Source organism: Planktothricoides raciborskii GIHE-MW2, from assembly GCF_040564635.1.
GTDB classification, from domain to species: domain Bacteria; phylum Cyanobacteriota; class Cyanobacteriia; order Cyanobacteriales; family Laspinemataceae; genus Planktothricoides; species Planktothricoides raciborskii.
In genome coordinates this window covers 3,460,181-3,485,510 of sequence record NZ_CP159837.1, presented here as the reverse complement: position 1 = coordinate 3,485,510, position 25,330 = coordinate 3,460,181, and the positions used below count along the sequence as shown (strand labels likewise).

The window sequence follows — 25,330 nt, the reverse complement described above, 5'->3', positions numbered from 1 at the left end:
TTAAACTCGAAGCGCCGGTTAAAACTAAAAGTTAACCTTGGCCTTATTATATCTCTTTAGTCAAAGTTCATTCAATAGAAACGCTAATTTTAAAGATTTTCTTTATCTTTCCTAGGGTGGGCAAAACCTTGCCCACCCTACAAGCCTCCGCTCCCTTTATCTTTCCTAGGGTGGGCAAAACCTTGCCCACCCTACAAGACTCCTGGGTAACCACGGGGGATTGCCCCTACCTCTGTTCTCCCCCGCGAAGAGAGATGCATAGAAGAGAGAATTTTCAGAAGCATCCTCTATCCTCTTTTCTCTATCCTCTTTTCTCCCCTGCACCCCTGCACCCCCGCTGATGGCGGGCACCTCCGCTCCCCTGCCCTATTTATTAACTTTTGTAAAGCAATGTTGAGTCTCCAGCCAACTGGAGACATTACCCTATATCTAGCCGTAATTTCACATACTCTTTATGGAAACCATCAATCTCCGTTTAAAAGGGATGGGCTGTGCTGCTTGTGCCAACCGGATTGAAAAAGCCCTGCAAAGCGTTCCGGGAGTCGATCGCTGTTTTGTGAACTTCGCCATAGCGCAAGCCAAAGTAGAATATCATCCCCAACAAACCGATGTATTCATCATTAAAAAAGCCGTCAGCGATGCTGGTTATAGCGCCGAACCACTGACGGATTTTTCTCAAGAAACAGATGAAAACTCTCCTGAACAATTAGCCCAAAAACAGTTAGAAAAGCAACTAAAAAATAAGGTAATATTTGGCGGAGTAATTAGTGCCATTTTAGTCATTGGTTCTTTACCCGCCATGACCGGACTTCATTGGCATTGGTTCCCAATGTGGCTACATAATGCTTGGGTGCAATTAGTATTAGCTACTCCGGTAATGGTTTGGTGCGGTCAGCAATTTTTTACCGGGGCATATAAGTCACTTTTACATCATACAGCGGATATGAATACTTTGGTCTCCCTGGGAACTGGTTCCGCTTATTTATATTCTTTGTTTGCCACTTTTTTTCCCGGTTTTTTCCAAACTCATGGGTTAGAAGCGGCCATTTACTATGAACCCGCAGCAGTGATTATTACCCTAATTTTATTGGGCAGATTGTTGGAAAGTCGCGCTAGAGGAAAAACTTCTGAAGCGATTAGTAAATTGATGGGTTTACAAGCAAAAACCGCGAGGGTAATTCAAAATGGAGAACCTATAGACCTGCCTATAGAACAGGTGCAAGTGGGTGATGTTATTTTAGTCCGCCCTGGGGAAAAAATTCCCGTAGATGGTGAGGTTATTTCCGGGATTTCTCAAGTTGATGAGGCAATGGTCACAGGTGAACCTTTGCCGGTAAAAAAACAGGTAGGGGATGAAGTAATTGGAGGGACGATTAATAAGACCGGCAGTTTTCAATTTCGGGCTGCAAGAGTCGGCAAGGATACTATGTTAGCCCAGATAGTTAAATTAGTCCAAGAAGCCCAAGGCAGTAAAGCCCCAATTCAACGGTTAGCCGATCGCGTTACTGGGTGGTTTGTCCCCGTTGTCATGGCGATCGCCGTTATTACTTTTTTGATTTGGTTTAAGACAACGGGCAACCTAACTATGGCGATGATTACTACCTTGGGAGTGCTGATTATTGCTTGTCCTTGTGCTTTGGGTTTAGCTACCCCAACTTCAGTCATGGTAGGTACTGGTTTAGGGGCAGAATATGGTATTTTAATTAAAGGGGCTGAGAGTTTAGAATTAGCCCATAAAATTCAAACCATTGTGTTAGATAAAACTGGCACGATTACCCAGGGTAAACCTACTGTGACTGATTATATCACAGTTTTTGGAATTGTGGATAATATTGCCGATTCTAGTGTCGATTATAGTGAAATTGAATTATTAGCTTTTGCCGCAGCACTGGAAAGTCATTCAGAACATCCTTTGGGGGAAGCAATTGTGGATTATGCTAAGTCTCAGGGAGTAGAAATTTCTTCACCGGAAATTAGAGAAATTACCAGAGAAATTACCAATTTTGCGGCGATCGCTGGTATGGGAGTTGAAGGGAACATTGAGGATAACTTAGTACAAATTGGCACCAAACGGTGGTTAAATCAATTAAACATTGACACCCAAGTTTTAGCCGCATATCAAGAAACTTGGGAAACCCAAGGAAAAACAACCGCTTGGTTAGCGATTAATGGCCAAGTGCAAGGTTTATTTGCCATTGCTGATGCGGTCAAACCTTCTTCCATAAATGCAGTCAAAACCTTGAAAAAAATGGGCTTAGAAGTGGTAATGTTAACGGGAGATAATCGCCAAACCGCAGAGGCGATCGCTCATCAAGTTGGCATCACCAAAGTATTAGCAGAAGTTCGCCCCGACCAGAAAGCAGAACAAATCAGAATATTACAAGCAAAAAGCAAAATTGTCGCAATGGTTGGGGATGGCATTAATGATGCCCCAGCTTTAGCCCAAGCGGATGTAGGGATTGCCATTGGGACGGGAACTGATGTCGCGATCGCTGCCAGCGATCTTACCCTAATTTCAGGAGATTTACAGGGAATTATTACTGCCATTCAACTAAGTCATGCTACCATGAATAATATTCGCCAAAACCTATTTTTTGCCTTCATTTACAACATAGCGGGAATTCCCATTGCTGCCGGAATTCTTTATCCGTTCTTTGGCTGGTTACTCAATCCGATTATTGCCGGGGCAGCAATGGCATTTAGTTCCGTTTCTGTAGTATCAAATGCCCTCCGCTTACGCAAATTTAAACCGAAATTATCCCATTAATTTTACAAATTGTAGGGTGGGCAAATTTTTTCTTCCACAAGCAAGGGGGCGCAAGCATTGCGCCCCTACAAAACTACACAATCTTTATTAGACCTCTTGCAAAATTCCTAAAAGCCCCCCTTAAAAAGGGGGGTTGGGGGGTCGAAATATTTATTTTGCAAGAGGTCTATTTACGCAAATTCAAACCGAAATTATCCCATTAATTTTACAAATTGTAGGGTGGGCAAATTTTTTCTTCCACAAGCAAGGGGGCGCAAGCATTGCGCCCCTACAAAACTACACAATCTTTATTAGACCTCTTGCAAAATTCCTAAAAGCCCCCCTTAAAAAGGGGGGTTGGGGGGTCGAAATATTTATTTTGCAAGAGGTCTATTTAGCAATACTAAATGATTTGTAACACTTTCATCTCCCCTCTCCCCTTCTGGGAGCTAATCTTGTAGGGGTTTTGATTCATGCAGTAGAACCAAGCTTAATAAAGAAAAATCTTTCGATTGCAGTAGCTAGGACTTTAACCCCAGGGTATGGTTGCTTTTTGGTAGGTGCAAAGCCGACAATTTTGGCCACAGCTAAGACAGCATCACGTATAGAGATGATTTTTTTAGAAGATACTTTTTCTAACAGAATCACCTCAGACTCATCAAACAGAATACTGGCACTTTGGTCTGGGTTTTCTCTGACGGCATAAGTAAGAGCGAGAATCTGCCAAGCCACGACCGAATAAAAAGCCAAGGAGTTAATCAATGTCTGAATATCATCTTGCTTGTAATTTTTCCACCTGTAAAGCACCAGACTTAAGAGTGTAATGAAAGCGTTCTACCCGCCATCGCAGGGCATAAAATCGAGTCACCCTTTGGACATTACTGGTAGTGGCAATCGGAAGACTGGTCAGTAAATACCATGTGGCTGCATCTTCTGAACAGAAGATATCTTCGTTTGTTTTGGGATCGATACAACCGATCTCTTGGGCGACCACCAAAGATAAACCTTGGGTTTTATGCTTGTTGGCACTCAAATTTTTATCTGGATAAACATTGACTGCCCCTGCCCGTAAGCGAAGAATCAGTTCTACTTCCCGGTTTTGACGATAAATGCGTACTCGTTGGGTTCCATAGTCGGGCAAGTGAGACGACACATCGGGCAATTGGCAGACTATATTACTGCTGACGATTTCCAAATTACGAGCTTGATATACCCTGACGAGCAGATCTACATTTGTCTTTCGTTCGGCTTTAAAAAAACTAAAAACATCTCCTTCTCTATCTTCTACGGTCACAAAGCGTTTGCTCGATTGACTGGCTTGCTGATTGATGGCATTCAACCCCTTGAGCCATTTACTACTTTCTTTTTCTCCTTCTGGCAGGTCTAAACCTCCGTCTCGAGTCCAGTATTGTTGTCCTAAGAGTCCTAGGGGTAAACCTTGTTCATTGAGCAGTAGTACATTATGTTGCATCAATCCTCGGACATTCCCTTGTATTACCCCTAACCCAGACATTTTTTTATGTCCTGAGTAGTTGTAATAAGTTGTGTCTTGCGCGGCGATCACATATTCCCCAACCGTTGCTTCGGCTCGTTCCATCGTTGCCTGAATGTGTCCTGACAACATGATCTCTTGATTCATTTCTGGATGAGCAAATATACCCGCTACTGTTTGACGAAAACTGTTACCCATACACTGGGAAAAAGATAGATTCGGCTTGTTAATCGCCAAGTTGTATGCTTTTTCTAGACTTTTTTTACCTGGGGTCGAAATTTTCCTTGGGTGATAAACTCTGTCATGGGATGATTGCCTCAAGCACTCCGGGAATTTTCATCTTAGCTGATATAGCAATCCTATTTCAATCGTAATATTTTTGTCGGGGCAAATCCTTTTGCGCGGTGGCAAGCCCCTGCGCGTTTAGGGGTAAGCTCACGCTTGCCAAACCTGTTACCCCTACAATTCCACAACTGATATAGGACTGCTATATCGGATCAATCGCGGATCTACACGCAGAGGTTTGCTTAAGACCGTGAGTGTGTTGAGCAAACCCCTACAAGATTAGCTTCTGGGAGAGGGGCAGGGGGGCCGCCGACGTCTTCTACAAGTGATTTAGGACTGCTATTTATCATTATTTTGTGTAGGGGCGCAATGCTTGCGCCCAAATAAACCTTGAAATTGTAAGTTAAGCAAAATTTGCCCACCCTACTGAAGACCAAAATTATTTGGCCCCGTATAACCAGATAATTGGGCTAATTCCGCCAAAGAACGAGTCCCGGAATACATTTGACCATTAATTTCCCAGGTGGGATAGCCAGGAATTTTCGCTGCTTGACACAAAGCAACTTGAGGATTTTTGCCTTTAGGGTCACATTCTATATAAGTTAATTCGTCCACCGCTTCTCGACCAAACATTTGCTTTTGATCGTTACAATGAGTACACCAGAATGCCCCATACATTTTAGCACCTACGCCGGTTAAATGCTTGGCTAACTCTATATTATCGGGATTAGAACTGCTGGTAATAATATAGCCACTTTCTGTAGGTTTTGCTTGAGGATTATTAATCGGCGCATAAATCGCTAATGTGCCAATAATGGTGACTAGACCCACAATAATGCCGATAAAAAATAACTGGCCAATGTCGTCCCAGTCTCGACCAACAACGGTTAAAATAAAGAGGGCTAAAGCACAGAATGCCGAACCAATACAGTACAAGCATACCGCCTGGATAACGACATTACTGATATACATCAGATAAGCACTAAAAATCATCATGGAAGTTCCCCCGGCAAACATGAACAACCATGTCCAGTTCTCTAGTTTCGCCCTAAAAGCTTTAGAGGTTTCTTCATTCACCAACCAAGGAGATACTGCCGCCCCAATCATACTGCTATAGGCTAAAAAACCAAAAAGTGCTAAGGGCAAACCAAAGACAACCGCGTAGGGACTTTCTAATACTTTATCGCATCCTTCTGTGGGACAAACTGCGGCACCACCCGCAAATTTTGTGATGGTGAGATAAGCTGTAATTACGACACCAATTGAGGCGATCGCAGCGATCGCAAACCGTGACTTGCGGTGAATCCAAGGAATCGATCTTTGAGAATACATAAATATCTCCACTGTAAAGGTTATAATCTTATCTTACTGACCCACTATCAATTTCAGCAATTAAATTATTATGCGAATTGCCCAAAATGTTACAGAACTGATTGGTCGGACACCGTTAGTCCAACTAAACCGCATCCCGCAATCAGAAGGCTGTGTGGCTCAAATTGTCGCTAAATTAGAAGGCATGAACCCAGCAGCTTCCGTAAAAGACCGAATTGGCGTCAATATGGTGAATGTGGCTGAAGCACAAGGGCTGATTACTCCCGGAAAAACTGTCTTGGTAGAACCTACTTCGGGAAATACTGGTATTGCTTTGGCAATGGTCGCGGCAGCTAAAGGGTATGAGTTGATTATTACTATGCCCGATACCATGAGCGTAGAACGCAGAGCTATGTTACAAGCTTATGGCGCTAAGTTAGAATTGACCGAAGGAACGCGGGGAATGCGTGGGGCGATCGAACGGGCTTATGAAATTTCCGAAAGTATGCCCAACGCCTATATGCTACAACAGTTTAGCAATCCTTCAAATCCGCAAATTCATCGGGAAACCACGGCGGAAGAAATTTGGCAAGATACGGATGGACAGGTGGATTTCTTGGTTGCCGGTGTGGGTACGGGTGGCACTTTGACTGGGGTGGCTGATGTACTGAAGCAACGCAAGTCCAGTTTTCAAGCGATCGCTGTTGAACCCGCGAACAGTGCCATCCTCTCTGGCTACTCCGCAGGCCCCCATAAAATCCAAGGGATCGGCGCTGGGTTTATTCCCGAAGTGCTGAACACAGACCTAATTGATGAAGTAATTAAAGTCACCGACGAAGAGGCGATCGCTTTTGGACGGCGCCTAGCCCGGGAAGAGGGGTTACTTTCGGGAATTTCTTCTGGGGCAGCCCTAGCAGCAGCCATCAAAATTGGCAAACGGCCTGAAAATGAAGGCAAACTAATTGTAATGATTCAGCCGAGTTTTGGCGAACGTTATTTAAGCACGCCCTTATTCCAAGACCCAGAACCTCAATTAACCAGCGTATCTTAAACCCCAGAAACCGGGTTTCTTTTTCGCATCCCACCGTTAACTTTGATACTTGAAACAGAAACCCGGTTTCTTTGCCCCCACAGTAAACCTAGAAACAACCCAGAAACCGGGTTTCTGTCGTGGATATTAGACCTCTTGCAAAATAAATATTTCGACCCCCCCAACCCCCCTTTTTAAGCTAATCTTGTAGGGGTTTTGTAGGGGCGCAATGCTTGCGCCCCCTAGCTTGGGAAACCCGACTCTAGCTTGGGAAACCAGACCCTAGCTTGGGAAACCAGACCCTAGGGGCGCAAGCATTGCGCCCCTACATGAAATAACGATTTTTCGTGGTTTCAAAACCCCTACAAGATTAGTTTTTAAGGGGGGCTTTTAGGAATTTTGCAAGAGGTCTATTAAAGTTATCTGTTTTTTGCCCACAAGAAACCCGGTTTCTTTGCCCCCGCAGTAAACCTAGAAACCGGGTTTCTGTCGTGGATACCAAAGTTATCTGTTTTTTGCGAATAAGAAACCCGGTTTCTTTGCCCCCGCAGTAAACCTAGAAACCGGGTTTCTGTCGTGGATATTAAAGTTATCTGTTTTTTGCGAATAAGAAACCCGGTTTCTTTGCCCCCACAGTAAACCCAGAAACAACCCAGAAACCGGGTTTCTGTCGTGGATATTAAAGTTATCTGTTTTTTGCCAATAAGAAACCCGGTTTCTTAATCCCACCAACCACCAACAAACAACAATCAACCAACAACAATCAACCAACAACAATTACTCTAATTCCTGAATTCTTGCTAAAGCATCTTGATAATCTTCTTGTTTGCCCTGTCGCTGATATAATTCAGCGGATTGACGAAAACTCTCTAAGGCTTGACGATTATTTCCTTGTTGTCGATAAGCAAGACCTCGATTATAGTAAGCATTAGCATTTTCAGGATTAATCTTAATCGCTTGGTTATAATCCGCGATCGCCTGGTCTAATTTTCCTTGGTCGGAGTAGGCATTACCTCGACCGACGTAAGCATTGGCATATTCAGGATTAATCTTAATCGCTTGGTTATAATCCGCGATCGCCTGGTCTAATTTTCCTTGTTTGTAGTAGGCAAGACCTCGATTATGATAAGCTTCGGCATCTTCAGGATTAATCTGAATCGCTTGGTTATAATCCGCGATCGCCTGGTCTAATTTTCCTTGGTTGTAGTAGGCAAGACCTCGACCATAGTAAGCAAGGGCATATTCAGGATTAATCTGAATCGCTTGGTTATAATCCGCGATCGCCTGGTCTAATTTTCCTTGGTTGTAGTAGGCAAGACCTCGGTTATAGTAAGCATCGGCATATTCAGGATTAATCTTAATCGCTTGGTTATAATCCGCGATCGCCTGGTCTAATTTTCCTTGGTCGGAGTAGGCATTACCTCGACCGACGTAAGCATTGGCATATTCAGGATTAATCTTAATCGCTTGGTTATAATCCGCGATCGCCTGGTCTAATTTTCCTTGGTTGTAGTAGGCAAGACCTCGGTTGTAGTAAGCATTGGCATATTCAGGATTAATCCTAATCGCTTGGTTATAATCCGCGATCGCCTGGTCTAATTTTCCTTGTTTGTAGTAGGCAACACCTCGGTTGATGTAAGCAAAAGGGTGAGGTTTGATTTCAATTGCCAGGGTATAAGCGGCAACTGCCTCCTCATACCGCTTTAAATTCTCCAAATACCAACCTTTCTCCCAATAAAGCACCGCATTCGGGCTTCCCTGCTGGGTACTAACAGCAATAGCCCGGTCTATGGCGGTGACAGCTTCGGAGAACTTCTTTAAAGATGACAATACTGATGCTTTTTGCTGCCATGCGGGATAAAAGTCGGCTCGATATTTAATCGCCTGCTCAAAAGAAGCAATAGCCTCTGGATACTTCCTTAAATCTCTCAAAGCCAAACCGCGAGCATACCAAGCCTGATAAAAATCTGGTTTCCGCTGCACTGCTTGGTCAAAAGCCTGCACTGCCCCTTCATATTCCCATATCCGCCAGAGTTGATTGCCATAATTTACCCACTTTCCCTCGTCCGCATTTCCCGAAGGCGCCGTCGTCACAAACAAATTCTGCCGGACTTCAGCATCTTCCGGCTGACTCAGCACCGCTACTGGGGTAGTTTCTACCTGCAACCACTTCTCCTGCATTCCCAAACCCTTCGCCAAACCCACAAAGGTACTCACCGGCACGCCGAAACTATAACCCAGGTAAACCTCCGCCAACGCATCTCCATCCGCAGCCGCATGAAAGCCAATCACTCGTCCTTGACTATCCAACACCGGCCCGCCACTCATCCCCTTATAAGTAATATTGGTATAGACCAACTCATACCCTTGATTCTCTGGATTTGCCTGACTTTGGGCTAAAGACTCGTCATATCGACCTAATACCGCCCCTTGTTCCTTACTGAAAACCAGTCCCCCAGTCAATAACCGGCGATTTTCTTGATTAGCAGGCCATCCCGACACAAACACCCAACGCCGTTCTTCTGTGGGTATGCGATAATTTGCCAGAGTTGCCACCGTATATGCTTGGGGACTGGTAAACTGCACCACTGCCAAGTCCATTGCTTCGCGAGTCTTCACCTCTGTCACCGGATATCGCACCCCGTCCGGTGTCACCACTTGGTAGCTATCTTGTCCGCTCACCACATGGGCTGCCGTTGCCACATAATAAGTATTCCCATCTCTAGCCACAATAACTCCCGACCCCGGCCCCTTTGCCCCTTCAATTCGCACCGTAATCTGTGCGGCAATAGCATCTACCCTTGCCACCACCCCAGTAAAAGACCTCTGTTCTGGTACTTGTGCCACTGGAGGTTGCTGCCGTTGTTCCGGTTGCTGCCGTTGTTCCGGTTGCTGCCGTTGTTCCGGTTGCTGCCCTGCTATTCCCAAAGCCAACTGCACCGGAATGGCCCAACTTAACCGCCGCATTTCCTCTCGTTGAGCGGCATTAGGTTGCGACCCATCCATAAATGTATAAGCATCGTCCAAAATCGGATAAGCACTCAAACCATTAATCCCAACTACCTCACCCTGTTGGTTCAGCAACGGCCCGCCACTCATACCGGGAATCACCTCATTGCTATATCCCAACTGATAGCCATCAATCAAAGCGCGAGCCGAAAATAGAGACAACTGTCCCTCTGTCACCAAAAAATTCCCCGTCTCTTCAGGAAAACCCGCAGCCCACACCGGCTGTCCCACGGATATATTAGTATTAGCTAACCTAGCCACGGCATAACTCTTGCTACTGCGAAACTGCAATAAAGCCGCATCCAACCCAATCACACTAGACACCAAAGCCTCTTGCGCTTCATAAACCTGACCGTCGGGGGTTTCCACTCGATACGGTGCCCCCGCAGTCAGCACATGAGCATTAGTCAACACCGTATAAACCCCGTTTTCCTGGGCAATTAAAACCCCCGACCCTCGATTATCCTTAACCAAAACCCGCACCGTAATTGCCCTAGCTGCTTGATAAACCGGGTGATTGGAATTAGTCAAAGGCGCTATTTTGTTAGTAGTTCTATCAGTGACTTGGGCTACCACTGGCTGAGGGGAACTTAACCCCACACCACCGGGCAGAATTAACAAGCCAGTAATAGAAGCGAGGATAGGCAGGAATTTCATAACATTCGTTGTTGGTTGTTGGTTGTTGGTTGTTGGTTGTTGGTTAGACCTCTTGCAAAATTCCTAAAAGCCCCCCTTAAAAAGGGGGGTTGGGGGGGTCGAAATATTTATTTTGCAAGAGGTCTGTTGTTGTTGGTTGGTTGGTTGTTGGTTGTCTTCCTTTGTGTCCCTTCGTGCCTTTGTGGTAAAAATATCTTTTAAACCACAAAGACACAAAGGAACACGAAGGAAATAACAACAGAAACCCCTTTGTGTCCCTTCGTGTCTTTGTGGTAAAAATATCTCTGACCAGAATTACTCCACAGGGGCAGTCCGCAAAAACCGCTCAATATCCACTTGGATATAAACTTGGTCTTCTTGCCCACTTTGGCGAAGCGTTGCCCCAGCGCGACCTTTGAGAACATCGTTAAGCTGACGCAATACCGCCATAGCGTTATCTTCAGGCCGTAAAGTCAGTAACAAATCTTGACAACTCCCTCCTTCTTCTCTGGCAGTGCAAATCGCCCGTTGGCCATTCACCGTGCCATTGGTCAGATAGCGAATACTGCCATTTTCATAAGCGGCCTGAAATCGCGGCGATACCTCTTGACAACGCCGTTCGGGAGTCCATGCGCCATTCCCCAGAGTAGAAGTCCAACGAACAACGGCAATTTTGCCCCGTTCAGTCCAAGCGTAGGTGGTAGGAATTTTTTGATTTGTCGCTTGGTCAAAAGCCTCGCGGCAAATAAACTGTGTTTCGTTAGAACCACTTTGACCCATAGCCGCGCTGCTAGTAACTACCAAAGTGGCAGCCGCAGCGATCGTTGCAGCGAATAGTTTAATCTTCATGGCTATTTTTTTGTAATAAGTATTTTTCTTATTATATATCGATTTTTTGTTGGTTGTTGGTTGTTGGTTGTTGGTTGTTGGTGGGAACCCAGAAACCGGGTTTCTTTGGTGAATCAAACAGTTAAGGGTGGCAAGCAAGCCAGAAACCCGGTTTCTCAGCCCCCACAGCCAACCCAGAAACAACCCAGAAACCGGGTTTCTGTGGTGGATATGTAGGGGCGAATGGCCATTCGCCCCTACTGTTTGTTGCGAATAAGAAACCCGGTTTCTGGGGGTTTGGGGGTTGCCTGTGGGGGTAGAGAAACCGGGTTTCTGTGGTGAATATGTAGGGGCGAATGGCCATTCGCCCCTACTGTTTATTGCGAGAAAGAAACCCGGTTTCTTAATCCCAACAACATGCATAATCCCTACCCATCAACAAACAACAAACAACCATCAACAAACAACAAACAACCATCAACAAACAACAAGCAACAATTAGTCAAGAATTCAAGATATTGTTAAGATTTACTACAATTTTATTGATAATTTTCGCAAAAAGCTTGACGAAGTTATGCGGGTTGTGTTAATTTTTAAATATCAAGATTCTGGGGATTACTGTGCCTATACGCCAAAAAAACGGCCAAAACCCCGATTATACGGTAATTAAAGCTCTTTTTTGCCCTAATTCTCAGCCTAATGTTTGACAAATTTTAGGCTAAGGCTGGGCTGACTGGTTTTGCTCCCCTTGACAAATTTGCTGATTTATGCTTTGGGGTATTTGCATTACAAAGACATATTTGAACCACAAAGACACAAAGGAACACAAAGGAAAGAGAATTGTTGTTTGTTGGTTGTTGGTTGTTGGTTGTTGGTTGTTCGTTGCCCGATTCCCTGGTTCCCAGGGAGACCCTGGGAACCCCAGTAAGCGAGGCAGAGCCTCGTGTGTGTGTCAATCATCAACAAGTAACAGGAGGCAGTAGGGGCGAATGGCCATTCGCCCCTACGAAAGCATTCCCAGGCAGAGCCTGGGAACGAGAGGACTCTGCTCCCCTGCTCGATTGGCGGCTCGATTGGCGGCTCCTCTGCTCCCCTGCTCCCCTGCTCCTCTGCCCCTCTGCCCCCCTGCCCTTTCTTACTGAGCCGTAGCCCTGATGGTATAACTGCCGCTTTCCCCCGGTTCAAAGGCATTGGCAATTACGGTGTAAGCCCCACTTTCGGGCAAGGTGATGGTAATTCGAGCATTAAAATTACTGGCAGAAATATCATCATTTTGTTCCAATTTACTGCCGTCCGGTTTGAGTAAGAATAAGGTGGAGTCAATTTCTTGACTATTCATTTCTATGGTTACTCGTTGACCGGCTTTGCCCTCAAATCCATAGACTTTATAGTAGCTATTGTCCGGTAAGGTGTTGTCCCCCTGCCCTAAGCGTCCGCTAATCGCTTGCCCGTTCAAAGGTAAGCCTTGAGTTTGATTGTTGGGTCGCGGTTCTTGTCTCTGGCTAGAACGAGGAGCATTGCCTTGATTTAAGGCAACTAAAAACGGCTGGAGTCGGTCGATCGCGATCGCAAAACTAATCCCAATATTGCCCTGACTCCGCCCAATTGCTCCCTGGTCATTCCTAACTTCTGGAGTAGCAATAGAAGTATTTACCCCAATTACTTGCCCCTGAGAATTCAACAATGGCCCCCCAGAATTTCCCGGATTAATGGCAGCATCATGTTGAATTAAACCGCGCCGAGCATCATACCGACTGACAATCCCAGCGGTAAAACTATTGCGATATTCTGCACCGAAAGGACTACCGATCGCATAAACGGACTGTCCGACGGTAATCGATCCAGAACTAGCTAAAGGCAAGGTGGGTAAATTACTAGCCCCGCGAATTTTCACCGCTGCCAAATCCAAACCATTAGCAGCAAATCCCACAATATCCCCTTGCACTTTTTGTTCATTAGCCAAAACAATTGTCACTGGGGAGGTAGCATTTTGCACCACATGAGCATTGGTAATAATTAACCCATCGCTGCTCACAATAAAACCGCTACCGGAACCGCGATTAGTTTGAATCATTACTACAGCGGGACTCGCTTGTTCATAGATTCTAATTCGTTCTTGTTCGGCGCTATTTTGGGCTAGATTTTGTGCTATAATATCCGTAGGCGAATGATTTGCTTTTGCTACAGTTTTATCCGCAGCGATCGCGGTAAAATTTAACCCGAAATAGGGTAAAGTTGCTATTATTAATAGACTAATTTTGTGCCACATAATTTTAGTGATTGGTAATTGCCGTAGGGACACGGGCGTTACGCCCATGTCCCTACGATTATGATTACAATTATGCCAATGCAATTAATCCCCGGCACAGCGATCGAGCAAGTTTTCGATTAACTCCAGCATATAAGCTTGATCCCAATTTTGCCAAAGATGGGCCGCGATCGCACAAGAACCCGCTGCCACCCCTTCCTTAACAAATCCCCGTTCATAAGCTTGCAACTGGGGATAACGAGACTGGGCAAAACTCAGGGTAGTCGCCAATAACGGCACATTGCCCACCAACGAAGCCAAGCCGACCGTATCTCCGGTGGGGTCTTCGGCGACCCACCGGGTCGTCCCCACCACAATATTTTCTGGTCGCCAAGACAGATGATAAGTATGCGCGATCGCCTCAGCCAAGGCATAAACCGCCAGCATTTGCGTCCCCCCGGCCAACATCACTCCCCCATAACGACTAGCCGCGATCGCCATTCCTGCCACAGCCACTTGCATGGGATCGCCCACTGCGGCCACCACCCGCAATGGATCGGCTGCACCCCTGCCCAAAAAAATTCGCTTAGATTCGCTTAGACCTGACCGTTGCCAACCTTGCTCAACAACTTGTAACTTCTGACCATGATTGCAACGGGGATGACTACTATTCACCTTACCCGCAGCAGCAAAGCCCAATCCCAGCAACACCGCCAAAGCCGTAGTAGTACCGCCAACCACGCATTCGCCCAAAATCACATAGTGATGGCCTTCTGCACCTATAGAATCACTCAGTTGCTTGCCCCACTTCAGACCCTGACTCAATAAATGATTCACCGTAGCCAAAGACAAAGCGTTGCCGGTGGTCACACAAGCGGCAGGAGTCCCACCGAGGTCAATATGCGGCACTGGTGGGGCTAATGGTAAACCGGCATTAAAAATATAAACAGGCATTTGCGTGGCTGCCACCACAGCGCGAGAAATCACCACGGGAGAGGCCCCGGCATCTAGGGGTGGCAAGGGATACTTAGGATTAGCCTGTGACCCGTGATATAAAAACTCCGCATCAGCGATCGCGGTAAAGCGGCGATCGGCGGGAGTTGCCCCCGCAGCGGAAATTCCGGGCTGCAACCCCGTCTCCGTAAAGCCCAACACGCAAGCCAAAACCGGGGGACAATGACGATAAACCTCCAACCATTTTTTGGCTTTTTTTCTCTCGGTATAAATTCTAATCATCAGTTCATTTGGTTTATTTATCTAAATATCGGAACACAATTAATGGCACTTTTCGTTTCCCGATGTAAATTCTCGGATTCCCGCATATAGGGAGGAAAGAGAAGGGAGGAAAGAGAAGGGAGGAAAGAGAAGGGAGAATATAATTCCCTCTTCCCTCTTCCCTCTTCCCTCTTCCCTCTTCCCTCTTCCCTCTTCCCTCTTCCCTCTTTTCTCTTTTCTCTTCCCTCTTCCCTCTTCCCTCTTCCCTCTTCCCTCTTCCCTCTTCCCTCTTTTCTCTTCCCTCTTTTCTCTTCCCTCTTTTCTCTTTTATCGCCTATTCTTCATCCAGCAAAACTTGCACCCAATTTGGTGGAGGAGGAATTGGATTGCCCAACTTTTCCAATAGCAACGATGCCGTTAAATGAACCGCAAACAGATAAATCAAATTATTCAGAATCACCATAAACACCGCCAAAGCTTGAATAATATATAAACTTGGCTGTGCCAGTAAACCCAAGCGCAGAAAAATCCAATCAACCAATTGGGTCATTTGGGTAGTCAAATACACCCATAAATCTTCACCCAATAATACAGAGAGCAACCAAACCCGAAAAAAGAAGCCAAAAGAACCCACCAAAGTACCCATCCAAATAGAAGCTTCCCAGGTGGCAGCCCGTCGCCACAACCAACCCAGCAACACCCCTAATAACCCATAAGGCATCACAAATAAAATACTGCGGGTTGGCCCCATCAACACAGAGAGTAACAGTCCAGAAACCAAAGCGGACATCCAGGCCGATCGCTGACCCCAGCGCAAATAAACCAAAGCAATGGGAATGGGGAAAAAGATCCGCAACAGCGGGCCCAAAGGAAAATAGTAATTAATCAGCCAAATTAAACTAGAGGTACTGGCCAAAAAAGCGGTTTCCACCATGCTTAAAGGGGCTTGACCTTTTCGCCGTGACCGAGGGACGGAGTTGCCAGGGTCAATAGAAAGCCCACCAACGCTACCCGGATTAGACTGAGGAGCATTAGTGGGATTAGAGTTAAAGAGATTTTCCCGTTCTGGGGAATTGGCATCACCAGAGGTTGTGCCATCTTCAGGATAATTAATCATGCAAAAAAACAGCCATCAATTAAAGCAGAAAATTAAGTAAAACAAAAAATCAACAGAAATTCGTCAGATCGCCGACCAGACTAATGTATCAAAAATTCCTCAGCGACGGTCAAAACCAACCTAGAAATATGAACCAGACATTTCTATTCCCATATATTCCCAATCCTTGAGACTATGCAGAGAGTTTAGTAGGTTCAATCACCAGAACAGCACATTGGGCATGATGGATCACATAGTTACTGACGCTGCCGATCAAGGCTTCTACCAAGGCACTATGACCTTTTCTGCCAATAATAATCATCGACGCTGACCATTCTTGAGCGGTTTCACAAATAGAGTAACCGGGTTCGCCAATTTTGTATCGATATGAAATATTCAGTTCGTGATTTGTAGCCTGTTCGCACCGATATTTGAGTTTTTCCAGAGTTTCTTGAGTGCTTTGAATCACACGGTCTTGTTGTTGTCGGTAGTTGTAATTAATGTCTTCAATACCTAATCCCATTTCATAAGGAACGGAATTAATTACTTGGACATCATTATGGGGAATACAACGAAATAACATCAATTCAGCTTGATGAATTTTCGCGATTTCTAAGCCTTGTTTTAAGATATCTTCGCTGAATTTAGAATCATCGATCGCCAGCACAATTTTTTGAAAAGACATGGGTAAATCTCCTGATGCTTGAAGTTTTTTTGTCAGTTGTAATCAGCAAGTTCAGAGAGAATCCAGTAGAATTTTTAACTAAAATTAACTAGAATTAACTAGAATTAACTAGAATTAACTAAAATTAACTAAAATTAACTAAAATTAACTAGGATTAACTAGGATTAACTAGGATTAACTAGGATTAACTAGAGTTAACTAGAGTTAACTAGAGTTAACTAGAAAAAAATAAAACAACCTCACCCCTGGATCTCTTTAAGCGATGAGCAGGCGGAGGATAACTAAGCATATCTGTTAAAAATTCTTCAGGAATGATTCACACTAATAACTTAACTCAATTACAGCGCCAATAGAGATTTTCGCAGCAAAACTTGACAATTCCTTGGGGCTTCCAGTCAGAAGCCCGGTTCGCTGTAGCTGCTCCTTGAAACCGATGAAATGTCCCACCCGTTCTGGGGGTGGGTGTTTCGGCTGCCGAGCCAGATCGGGAAATAAGGCTGATTGGAAAGAAAATAATTGGCGTGGATTAAACCAGCAAGCGTTCTAAAGCATTTAAATCGGGAATGCAAAGGATGTCGCGATCGCGCTGAATCAAGCCGCGTTTTTCCAGCTTACTCAAAACTCTGGTCACAGTTTCTCGTGCCAGTCCACTCAAACTACTTAACTCCCGGTGAGGTAAATTGGGAATTTCGATCCCGGAATCCGATTGTTGTCCTTGACCATCGGCTAAAAACAATAAAATATCTGCCACTCGTGAGGTACTATCGGACTCTCGCAAGCGCAAGCGACGGTTGACTTGTCGCAATCTTCGTCCCATTAACTGAGCCAAGCGAATTCCGGCCAAAGGTTCCGTATGAATTAATTGGACAAAATCCTGGGCAGGCATATTGCCAATGGTAGTTGGAGCCAAAGTAATCACATCCGTAGAACGGGGTACTTCATCCAATGCCGCCATTTCGCCAAAGAGTTCTCCCGGCCCCAAAATATTCAGGGTTATTTCTTTACCATCTAAATTATAAGTGCGAATTTTCACCCAACCATCTAAAACGAAATACACCGAACCGCCCCAGTCATTTTCCAGCAATATCACCTGGTTGGGGGGATGAGTCCTACTGACAATATGAATGGTTGCTCTTTCGACAATCGGCTCTGGTAAGCCGGTAAAAAAAGGCGTTGCCCGAATTAATTTATCGATCTTGGGATCGATATCTCGCAAACTGCTATATTGATTGTCCATGAAGTCATCCTAAGAGTTAACACACTGGGATAAGTAAATTTGTTTTATAGATAGCAAACCACTCGGCTGGCGAAGTGCCGGAGGCAATCACGGAGGCAGAGATGTCATGGGAGATGTTCATTACTGACTCCTCTGCTCGTCGCCACGGAACAACCATAAGGAGCAATAGTCATCCCCCTGAGAGCAAAAGAGTGGAACATCAAATGGTAATCAAACAGGGATGTTCGATTTTTGCTGACTCTTTCATGGCTGCAATCAAGAACGAAATCACCAATAACGAAATCACAATCAACTACAATGAGCGAGCGATCGCGATTTCTCAAGTACCAAGTTTATGGCAAATTCCTGTCCAATCCTAGAGCCAGTTGAACCCAAGTTTCTGTACCTGAGCGATCGCCGAATTATGCGATCGACCCTGGTTTTCTCCGGGACGCTAACGCGATCGGGCATTCAAGGAGCTAATCGATAATTCGCCAAGGAATCAGAAGATGCTTTTTGCTGCATCTCCCACCGTAATCATAGTAGTCTATAGCTATAGTTAGTCTGTGTATGTTGAATTTCTATACTGCGATCATCAAGATATCCGTACCTGCTATGTACTGGAAACGGCAGATAGATGTGGCACAGAATGATTTATTTTCTCGGGCGGTGGGTTTGGCTTGGTAGGGTTTGCCCTCAACATAGATAATTTTTTAGGACTACCCTTAAATGAATGTGTCAGGGTAGGATAGTGAAGATCAGGGATTTTGGCCTTCACCAGAATCCACCGTTTATCACCCATCTTATAGCCCATCCCAACTAGGCCAAGAGAAAAATCGTGATTTTCTGAATGCTTAGGCTGGGTTCTCTCCATGAACTTTCTAGCAAGAGGTTCTTCCCATGAATTCCGAGCGCGACCAACTCCAAGCACTGATTACCGACATTGATGGAGTCCTAAGAAAAATGAGTTCCCGTATGGCATGGTGGATGTCAGGAGATACTCGACAAATTTTAGAGCGAGTGCGAAATTTTCTGGTCAACTTGGAGCAAAAAAACCAGGTTAATGCCACCTCGTCTCAGGATTCAGCCGCAGCAGGATCCATAGTGGTTCCCGCAGATGCCAACTCTGCGGTGTCTATGACCGGACAAAATCAGGCTACCGCCGCTTGGCAAGCCTTGGCGGGGGAAATGTTTACCCTGCGGACTCAGCTAATGCAGCCAATGGTCGCGGATTTGACGGCGTTGCAAGAGCAAAGGGACAGTCTGCTCAAAGAAATCCAAGAGCTAGAACTGCGCCGACACCATGATTATTCTCTGGCGCAACAACAGGCGAATCAACAAAAAATTATTTCAGAATTTTTGCACGTGCTGATGGGTCGATTACAGGAGAACTTGACCCAATCAGTGACTCAGTTTCTCTCTCATATCGAGTCCCAGGCATTAGCTTATGAGTCGAGAGATCGCGTTGGCAGAGGCACGCTCCCCGGAGATCCTCGCTCATCAATGGGAGAGCGACTTTTGGATCCCCAAGAGCGTCTGGAACACCTGAGAATGCTACAATCGCAGTCCGATCAGTTACTCATTTCTTTGGATAAAAATCTCCGAGTTATTTTTGAGGCCGTGCAAAGAAATGTTCATGCGTATCAAGATTCTTTGTTACAAGAGTTAGAAAAAATGCACCGTTTAGGGCAGCGCAACGAAGTGATTTTGAGCCAATTGGTGTATCAACTTGCTGAACAACTTGGTCAAGAATCTTCCACATCTTCTACATATTTACAACCCTCTCTGAAGTTAACTGAGGAAAAAGAAGCGACAAAATCCCCGGAAGCCGAATCAACAAAAAATCCTCCAGCGTCTCTGCTTTCCCCCAGCAAACCAGAAATTTTCTCGGAACTTATCTCCACTTCTGCGCCAAATAATTTAGGCGATCGGGAAACATATGATTTGCTAGAAGATACTCAAAACAGGGATAGCGATCGCCGCGATATCGACCTGAGTGTTTTTGAGAATTATGATGAGCTTAATTCAGAAGATGATAATATTGATTCAACTGATATTGATTCAGATGATATTAATCTGAATGTTTCTGATAATTCACAGGTCATCGATTCAACAGTTCGAGAGTCTTTGGCATCCCCAGAAGTAGTCCGTTCTCTGCAAAATATCAGCGAAATAATCTCGGAAATAGATTTAGCGGAAGAATTTTCTTCTGAATCATTTGTGAGCAAAGATTTATCTGAATTAACTTCAGAATTAACCTCTGAATTAACTTCAGAATTAACCTCAGACTTGAGCATTCAAGATAGCTATGTCTCATCGCCTCAAGAAAATTTATTAGGCACCGAAGAACCACTGAAGGAAAAGTCAACAACAGAATTGGCAATTGATACCAATATTATACAACAATTAAGTGAGGATTTGCTGAATTTACAAATCCAAGAAGATGAGAAGCTTGACTCAAATTTCGATGCAGCGGATTCAGTAGAATTAACCAGCCCCACTGGGGAAAACTGGGGTTGGGGAGAAGATATTTCCGAACCATCTATGGGCGAAGGCGATCGCATCACATTATCCCCAGAAATAGATTCTCCGGTCACTCCCCCTTCCAAGCAACCACCGACACCAGCCGCAACGACACCAACCGCAGCCCCAGCCGTAGCCCCAGTCAAAATCATCCGCCTCGAAGCTGTATCCCCGGCAACAGCGGCGGAACCAGCGGCGGATCAAGTGGCGGATCAAGTGGCCGATCAAGAGGATATTTTTGCTGACTTCATCAGCGAAGAACCCACTCCTTACCCCAGCCAAGCCGTCACCCTGCCACCCCAAAAAAATATTGAACTAGCAACAGCGGTGGATCAAGCGGCGGATCAAGTGGGCGATCAAGATCAAGTGGCCGATCAAGCGGCGGATCAAGTGGCGGATCAAGAGGATATTTTTGCTGACTTTATCACCGAAGAACCCACTCCCCCTTCCAAGCAACCACCGACACCAGCCGCAACGACACCAACCGCAGCCCCAGCCGTAGCCCCAGTCAAAATCATCCGCCTCGAAGCTGTATCCCCGGCAACAGCGGCGGAACCAGCGGCGGATCAAGTGGCCGATCAAGTGGCCGATCAAGAGGATATTTTTGCTGACTTCATCAGCGAAGAACCCACTCCTTACCCCAGCCAAGCCGTCACCCTGCCACCCCAAAAAAATATTGAACTAGCAACAGCGGTGGATCAAGCGGCGGATCAAGTGGGCGATCAAGATCAAGTGGCCGATCAAGTGGCCGATCAAGTGGTCGATCAAGAGGATATTTTTGCTGACTTTATCACCGAAGAACCCACTCCCACCTCCAAGCAACCACCGACACCAGCCGTAACGACACCAACCGCAGCCCCAGCCGTAGCCCCAGTCAAAATCATCCGCCTCGAAGCTGTATCCCCGGCAACAGCGGCGGAACCAGCGGCGGATCAAGTGGCCGATCAAGTGGCCGATCAAGAGGATATTTTTGCTGACTTCATCAGCGAAGAACCCACTCCTTACCCCAGCCAAGCCGTCACCCTGCCACCCCAAAAAAATATTGAACTAGCAACAGCGGTGGATCAAGCGGCGGATCAAGTGGCCGATCAAGTGGCGGATCAAGAGGATATTTTTGCTGACTTTATCACCGAAGAACCCACTGCTTTACCTCAACCCACTACTCCACCTCAACCCACTGCTTTACCTCAAAACAAAACACAGCCGATTAAAACGCCGAATGTCAATCGGACAAAACCCCCAGCGGTCATTTCCGGTCAGGCGGTCAAGACGGTTCAAAAGGTTTCCAGTCCTCCAGTTTCTTTACCAGAGTCATCAATTAATGACCTGACCCTCGATGAGGTTTTTACCCAGTTGATCGCCGCTAGTCCAGCGCCGACCACATCCTCCGATTCAGAGGATTGGCTAGAAATCGGCGATGTTAACCCATCACCCTCAGCGATCGCTCCGGCACAACCCGAACCCGTCGATGAGATCAATTCCAGTATTGATAATTTCTTTGCCGGATTGGATCTTTCCACAGAAACTTCACAGAATGAAACATTGAATGATTCTGGGAATCAGGATTTCTCAGATATTGACCGTTGGATCTCGGAGCCAAATTCTGAGCTTAATCTCGAATCAGACGAATCCTCCAAATCAAACCTAGATGACTTTTTTGCCCAATTGAGCGATCTCACTTCGATGACTTCAATTCCTTCTGATGAAGACTTGTTTGGGTAAAACCACCTGGTGGGGACATTTTGTTCCCGAACATTTGACCAGAGGCCAGTCATCCGTATGATTACGGAGTAGCTGAAGATGATTGCGAATTTCCATCATAAATTTTTGTAAAATTCTGCCAATTTGGCAACATTCCCACTGGCAATTGCGGTTTGATCTAGTCAAGTCAAGTCATCCTGGAGACCCTCGCGGTTAGGCGTTGACTTTTGTCTTGCTTTTGTCTCAGTATTTACGCTGATTTATACGGAGATTTTTTGGCCATCTCATTGGTGCCATATGCGAGAATTTGCGGATGGCTAGGATGATATTAAGTTTTTGTACGGATTAAATATTGTTTGGTCTTTCTTGATTAACGGGTTTTAAATCTCCGGCAGAAGAGTCAAAAAAGACAAAGGAAACAAATTTTTGCGATCGGATGGGAAGCCTGAAAATTCTCATAATTCTTCAGATTCCTTATGGATGTCATTAATTATCTAGGTTTCCATAGAAAAAACCGATCTGACCTAGGAGGCATAAACAATCTTGATAATTTTACTTATTTTTTGGTAAAAAAAGAAAAACAAAAACTTACGAATATAACACAAGTAATCAAAAAAAATACTAGCCATCAGACAAGTTCTTAAAAAATTTAAAAAACTTCCGTGGATTTATAAAGATTCAGTAAAATGTCTGCAAAAACAGGGTGGAATCCGAAAAAATACGGATATATTGGCAACAACCAGGAACAAGAATATCTAAAGGATTGGGTTTTAGCCGTGATTACAAGTTCAAAAATACTTACTCCGGTATCTCTAAAGTCATTTCTTTTTGACAAAGGACTTCCGTGCGATCCGGCAATCGGCGAGGTGCATCAGTCAGTGAATAGTCAAATCAAGCGTTTCATCGATATTGTCGGCGCTTTGGTGGGTCTAACTATTACCGCAATTATACTGATACCTTTGGCGATCGCCATCCAAATCGACGATCCAGGCCCGATTCTTTACAGTCAAGTCCGTTGTGGCTATAAAGGTCGCCGTTTCCGAGTGTGGAAATTCCGGTCAATGGTCGTCAATGCTGATAAACTCAAGCATGTAGTAGAAAATCAAGCCAAAGGACTCATCTTTAAAAATACTGATGACCCTAGAATTACCAAGGTGGGTCGTTTTCTGCGTCGCACTAGCTTAGATGAGTTCCCACAGTTCTGGAATGTACTGATGGGTGATATGAGTTTGGTGGGAACTCGTCCCCCGACTCTGGATGAAGTGAGTCAATATCAACCCCATCATTGGCGACGTTTGGATGTGAAACCAGGAATCACTGGTGAGTGGCAAACCCACGGACGTTCTTCGGTAAAAGATTTTGAAGAGGTGGTCAGAATGGATCTGGACTACCAGCACAAATGGTCGGTGTTCTACGATATTGGGCTAATTGTCAAAACTCTAGTGGTGGTTTTAAATAAAGACGGGGCTTACTAAAATCGTCCCTACTTATTCAAGCAAAGATTTATCTCTAAAGATTTATTTCTAAAAATTTCATCGTTGAGAAAAAGTGATAACGTAGGGGCTGTTCTTCGGGCTTGCCCCTTAATTTTTTGTTTTTGTTGTTTTTGATTAATTTCTTTATTTTTGCCAAGTGTCTATTAATCTGCCGAACACCATTTCTTTTTCCCGTCTTTTGGCGGTGCCTTTTTTGCTTTACGGTTTGCACGATCCCACCCCCACGTCTCAATGGATCTGTCTGGGAATTTTTCTGGTGGCTGCCGGGACGGACTGGTTGGATGGTTATTTGGCACGAAAGCTCAACCAAGTCACTGAGTTGGGTAAATTTTTAGATCCGTTGGTGGATAAGTTGTTGGTGTTAGCACCACTGCTGGTATTTATTGAATGGAATGATTTGCCCGCTTGGGGGGTGTTTGTGATTTTGGCGCGGGAGTTGACGATCACCGGTTGGCGGGTTAACTCCAGTCTCAGCGGCCCGATCGCCGGGGCGAATTTTTGGGGCAAGTTGAAAACGGTTTCTCAAATCGTGGCGATCACCTTATTAATGATTCCCATTGACTCTTGGAATTCTATCGGCGCGATCGCCTTCTGGGTATCCGTCGGACTTACCCTAATTTCCGGTCTGATCTATTTATGGCCACAAAAAAGCCCATCTACTTCATCAGTTAATTGATAATTGATAATTGATAATTATCAATTATCAATTAATGCCAACCAACAACCAACAACCAACAACCAACAACAAATATAATTACTTAACGGCTGCCAGAATTTGATCGTCAAGGCTGAAATCTATTTCCGCTTTGTCTTGACCTTTTGCCAGATAATCTGTTTCCAAAGAGTCTCGCAGACCGGAAACTAAATCAAATTCAGGTTGCCAGTTGAGTTCTTGCTTGGCTTTGTGAATGTCGGTAAAAAAGTGCTGCACCCGCATGGGGAAAGCTTTCTGTTTGCCAAAGTCAAATTGTTTTGGATCGTAATGGACAATTTGAATCGAGTCAGGAGATTTTCCTGCCGCCGCCGCACAAGCACGGGCTAGTCCGTCAAAGGTGACACAGCGATCGCCAGAGATGTTATAAATTTGACCGATCGCTTGGGAGTTACCCAGAACTGCTGCCATTGCATTGGCAAGGTCTTGGCAGTGACCGAGTTGGGTGATGTGCATTCCGTTGCCGGGAATAGGGATGGGGCGATCGCGCATAATGCGGTCAAAAAACCAGGCTTCTAGAGGGTTATAGTTTTGCGGGCCGTAAATATAAACTGGGCGAATGGAAGTAAACGGAAGTCCTTGTTTTTCCAGATAACTTTCCGTTTCAAATTTGCCCTTGTGACGACTTTTTGGATCGACCGCATCCCCTTCCACATGGGGCATTTGATCGGATTTAAGATAAACTCCCGCCGAACTGACATAGACAAAATGTTTCACCTTGCCTTGGAAAATTTCTGCTAAGGGTTGGGTATCGCTGAGTTCGCGGCCATTGTTATCAAAAATCGCATCAAAACTTTCATGGGCTAATTTGGTTTTGATCTGTTCTGGGTCGGTGCGATCTCCGTGAATTTGCTGCACCCCTTCCACCGGGGCGGGTTTTTTGCCGCGATTAAATAACACAACTTCATGGCCTTTTTCTACCAAGATTTTTGTTAAATAAACCCCAATAAATCGGGTGCCACCCATAATTAGAATTCGCATAAAACTTTCTCCCAATACTCCAAATAATTAGATGATTTCCGGGTCATTTGCCGATGACTACAAACTTATCATCTTACAGTAATTTTGCAACCAGACCCGATATTTGATGCCTAGGATGTT

General features: G+C 45.2%; 17 protein-coding genes. 6 read left to right on the top strand and 11 right to left on the bottom strand.

What is annotated here, in order from left to right; all coding sequences use genetic code 11:
• The first annotated feature begins 454 nt into the window (after positions 1-454).
• Positions 455-2,767: a heavy metal translocating P-type ATPase gene (locus tag ABWT76_RS14745; protein WP_354636333.1), complete on the top strand. Its 2,313-nt coding sequence runs from the start codon at positions 455-457 to the stop codon at positions 2,765-2,767.
• 450 nt (positions 2,768-3,217) lie between these two features.
• Here ABWT76_RS14745 and ABWT76_RS14740 read toward each other — a convergent pair whose 3' ends face one another.
• From ABWT76_RS14740 to ABWT76_RS14730, 3 genes are all read right to left on the bottom strand, one after another.
• Positions 3,218-3,508 (bottom strand): hypothetical protein, encoded by a 291-nt coding sequence (locus ABWT76_RS14740; protein WP_054470484.1) that lies wholly within the window; start codon positions 3,506-3,508, stop codon positions 3,218-3,220.
• Between the two features lie 10 nt (positions 3,509-3,518).
• Positions 3,519-4,436: an IS4 family transposase gene (locus ABWT76_RS14735; RefSeq protein WP_054470481.1), complete on the bottom strand. Its 918-nt coding sequence runs from the start codon at positions 4,434-4,436 to the stop codon at positions 3,519-3,521.
• A 510-nt stretch (positions 4,437-4,946) separates the two neighbouring features.
• Positions 4,947-5,855: a vitamin K epoxide reductase family protein gene (locus ABWT76_RS14730; protein WP_354636332.1), complete on the bottom strand. Its 909-nt coding sequence runs from the start codon at positions 5,853-5,855 to the stop codon at positions 4,947-4,949.
• Positions 5,856-5,925: 70 nt separating this feature from the next.
• On the opposite strand from ABWT76_RS14730, the gene cysK reads away from it, so the two are divergent.
• Complete coding sequence (cysK, locus tag ABWT76_RS14725; RefSeq protein WP_354636331.1) at positions 5,926-6,885, top strand: cysteine synthase A; 960 nt, start codon at positions 5,926-5,928, stop codon at positions 6,883-6,885.
• A gap of 756 nt (positions 6,886-7,641) precedes the next feature.
• Here cysK and ABWT76_RS14720 read toward each other — a convergent pair.
• The 7 genes from ABWT76_RS14720 to ABWT76_RS14690 all read right to left on the bottom strand — a co-directional run bounded on the left by ABWT76_RS14720 (position 7,642) and on the right by ABWT76_RS14690 (position 17,818).
• Positions 7,642-10,530, bottom strand: a complete 2,889-nt coding sequence (locus ABWT76_RS14720) for a tetratricopeptide repeat protein (protein WP_354636330.1) — start codon at positions 10,528-10,530, stop codon at positions 7,642-7,644.
• Positions 10,531-10,824: 294 nt separating this feature from the next.
• Positions 10,825-11,760 carry a COP23 domain-containing protein gene (locus ABWT76_RS14715; protein WP_354636329.1) on the bottom strand — a complete coding sequence of 312 codons (936 nt, stop codon included), beginning with the start codon at positions 11,758-11,760 and terminating at the stop codon, positions 10,825-10,827.
• Between the two features lie 712 nt (positions 11,761-12,472).
• Positions 12,473-13,654, bottom strand: a complete 1,182-nt coding sequence (locus ABWT76_RS14710) for a trypsin-like peptidase domain-containing protein (RefSeq protein WP_354636328.1) — start codon at positions 13,652-13,654, stop codon at positions 12,473-12,475.
• Positions 13,655-13,690: 36 nt separating this feature from the next.
• Complete coding sequence (cobT, locus tag ABWT76_RS14705; protein WP_354636327.1) at positions 13,691-14,821, bottom strand: nicotinate mononucleotide-dependent phosphoribosyltransferase CobT; 1,131 nt, start codon at positions 14,819-14,821, stop codon at positions 13,691-13,693.
• A gap of 313 nt (positions 14,822-15,134) precedes the next feature.
• Positions 15,135-15,917, bottom strand: coding sequence for a DUF2232 domain-containing protein (locus ABWT76_RS14700; protein WP_054464915.1), 783 nt, complete (start codon positions 15,915-15,917; stop codon positions 15,135-15,137).
• A gap of 172 nt (positions 15,918-16,089) precedes the next feature.
• Positions 16,090-16,581: a universal stress protein gene (locus tag ABWT76_RS14695; RefSeq protein WP_354636326.1), complete on the bottom strand. Its 492-nt coding sequence runs from the start codon at positions 16,579-16,581 to the stop codon at positions 16,090-16,092.
• Positions 16,582-17,107: 526 nt separating this feature from the next.
• Positions 17,108-17,818 (bottom strand): Crp/Fnr family transcriptional regulator, encoded by a 711-nt coding sequence (locus tag ABWT76_RS14690; RefSeq protein ID WP_054464917.1) that lies wholly within the window; start codon positions 17,816-17,818, stop codon positions 17,108-17,110.
• Between the two features lie 334 nt (positions 17,819-18,152).
• Between ABWT76_RS14690 and ABWT76_RS14685 the strand changes: the two genes are divergently transcribed.
• The 4 genes from ABWT76_RS14685 to pgsA all read left to right on the top strand — a co-directional run bounded on the left by ABWT76_RS14685 (position 18,153) and on the right by pgsA (position 24,193).
• On the top strand, positions 18,153-18,287 hold the full coding sequence (locus ABWT76_RS14685) for a hypothetical protein (protein WP_255353149.1): 135 nt from the start codon (positions 18,153-18,155) through the stop codon (positions 18,285-18,287).
• Positions 18,288-18,697: 410 nt separating this feature from the next.
• Positions 18,698-22,042 carry a hypothetical protein gene (locus ABWT76_RS14680; RefSeq protein ID WP_354636325.1) on the top strand — a complete coding sequence of 1,115 codons (3,345 nt, stop codon included), beginning with the start codon at positions 18,698-18,700 and terminating at the stop codon, positions 22,040-22,042.
• A gap of 665 nt (positions 22,043-22,707) precedes the next feature.
• Positions 22,708-23,496 carry a sugar transferase gene (locus ABWT76_RS14675; RefSeq protein WP_190877645.1) on the top strand — a complete coding sequence of 263 codons (789 nt, stop codon included), beginning with the start codon at positions 22,708-22,710 and terminating at the stop codon, positions 23,494-23,496.
• Positions 23,497-23,659: 163 nt separating this feature from the next.
• Positions 23,660-24,193 (top strand): CDP-diacylglycerol--glycerol-3-phosphate 3-phosphatidyltransferase, encoded by a 534-nt coding sequence (gene pgsA / locus ABWT76_RS14670; protein ID WP_354636417.1) that lies wholly within the window; start codon positions 23,660-23,662, stop codon positions 24,191-24,193.
• 78 nt (positions 24,194-24,271) lie between these two features.
• Here the strand turns inward: pgsA and ABWT76_RS14665 are convergent, their stop codons facing one another.
• Positions 24,272-25,210 carry an NAD-dependent epimerase/dehydratase family protein gene (locus tag ABWT76_RS14665; protein ID WP_054464921.1) on the bottom strand — a complete coding sequence of 313 codons (939 nt, stop codon included), beginning with the start codon at positions 25,208-25,210 and terminating at the stop codon, positions 24,272-24,274.
• Positions 25,211-25,330: the final 120 nt, after the last annotated feature.

Coding starts and splice junctions, on each gene's coding strand:
- ABWT76_RS14675 (WP_190877645.1), top strand. CDS start 22,708: ATGTCTGCAAAAACAGGGTGGAATCCGAAAAAATACGGATATATTGGC.
- cobT (WP_354636327.1), bottom strand. CDS start 14,821: ATGATTAGAATTTATACCGAGAGAAAAAAAGCCAAAAAATGGTTGGAG.
- ABWT76_RS14720 (WP_354636330.1), bottom strand. CDS start 10,530: ATGAAATTCCTGCCTATCCTCGCTTCTATTACTGGCTTGTTAATTCTG.
- ABWT76_RS14680 (WP_354636325.1), top strand. CDS start 18,698: ATGAATTCCGAGCGCGACCAACTCCAAGCACTGATTACCGACATTGAT.
- ABWT76_RS14735 (WP_054470481.1), bottom strand. CDS start 4,436: ATGGGTAACAGTTTTCGTCAAACAGTAGCGGGTATATTTGCTCATCCA.
- ABWT76_RS14690 (WP_054464917.1), bottom strand. CDS start 17,818: ATGGACAATCAATATAGCAGTTTGCGAGATATCGATCCCAAGATCGAT.
- ABWT76_RS14685 (WP_255353149.1), top strand. CDS start 18,153: ATGGCAAATTCCTGTCCAATCCTAGAGCCAGTTGAACCCAAGTTTCTG.
- ABWT76_RS14665 (WP_054464921.1), bottom strand. CDS start 25,210: ATGCGAATTCTAATTATGGGTGGCACCCGATTTATTGGGGTTTATTTA.
- ABWT76_RS14695 (WP_354636326.1), bottom strand. CDS start 16,581: ATGTCTTTTCAAAAAATTGTGCTGGCGATCGATGATTCTAAATTCAGC.
- ABWT76_RS14730 (WP_354636332.1), bottom strand. CDS start 5,855: ATGTATTCTCAAAGATCGATTCCTTGGATTCACCGCAAGTCACGGTTT.
- ABWT76_RS14710 (WP_354636328.1), bottom strand. CDS start 13,654: ATGGGCGTAACGCCCGTGTCCCTACGGCAATTACCAATCACTAAAATT.
- ABWT76_RS14745 (WP_354636333.1), top strand. CDS start 455: ATGGAAACCATCAATCTCCGTTTAAAAGGGATGGGCTGTGCTGCTTGT.
- ABWT76_RS14715 (WP_354636329.1), bottom strand. CDS start 11,760: ATGCATGTTGTTGGGATTAAGAAACCGGGTTTCTTTCTCGCAATAAAC.
- cysK (WP_354636331.1), top strand. CDS start 5,926: ATGCGAATTGCCCAAAATGTTACAGAACTGATTGGTCGGACACCGTTA.
- ABWT76_RS14700 (WP_054464915.1), bottom strand. CDS start 15,917: ATGATTAATTATCCTGAAGATGGCACAACCTCTGGTGATGCCAATTCC.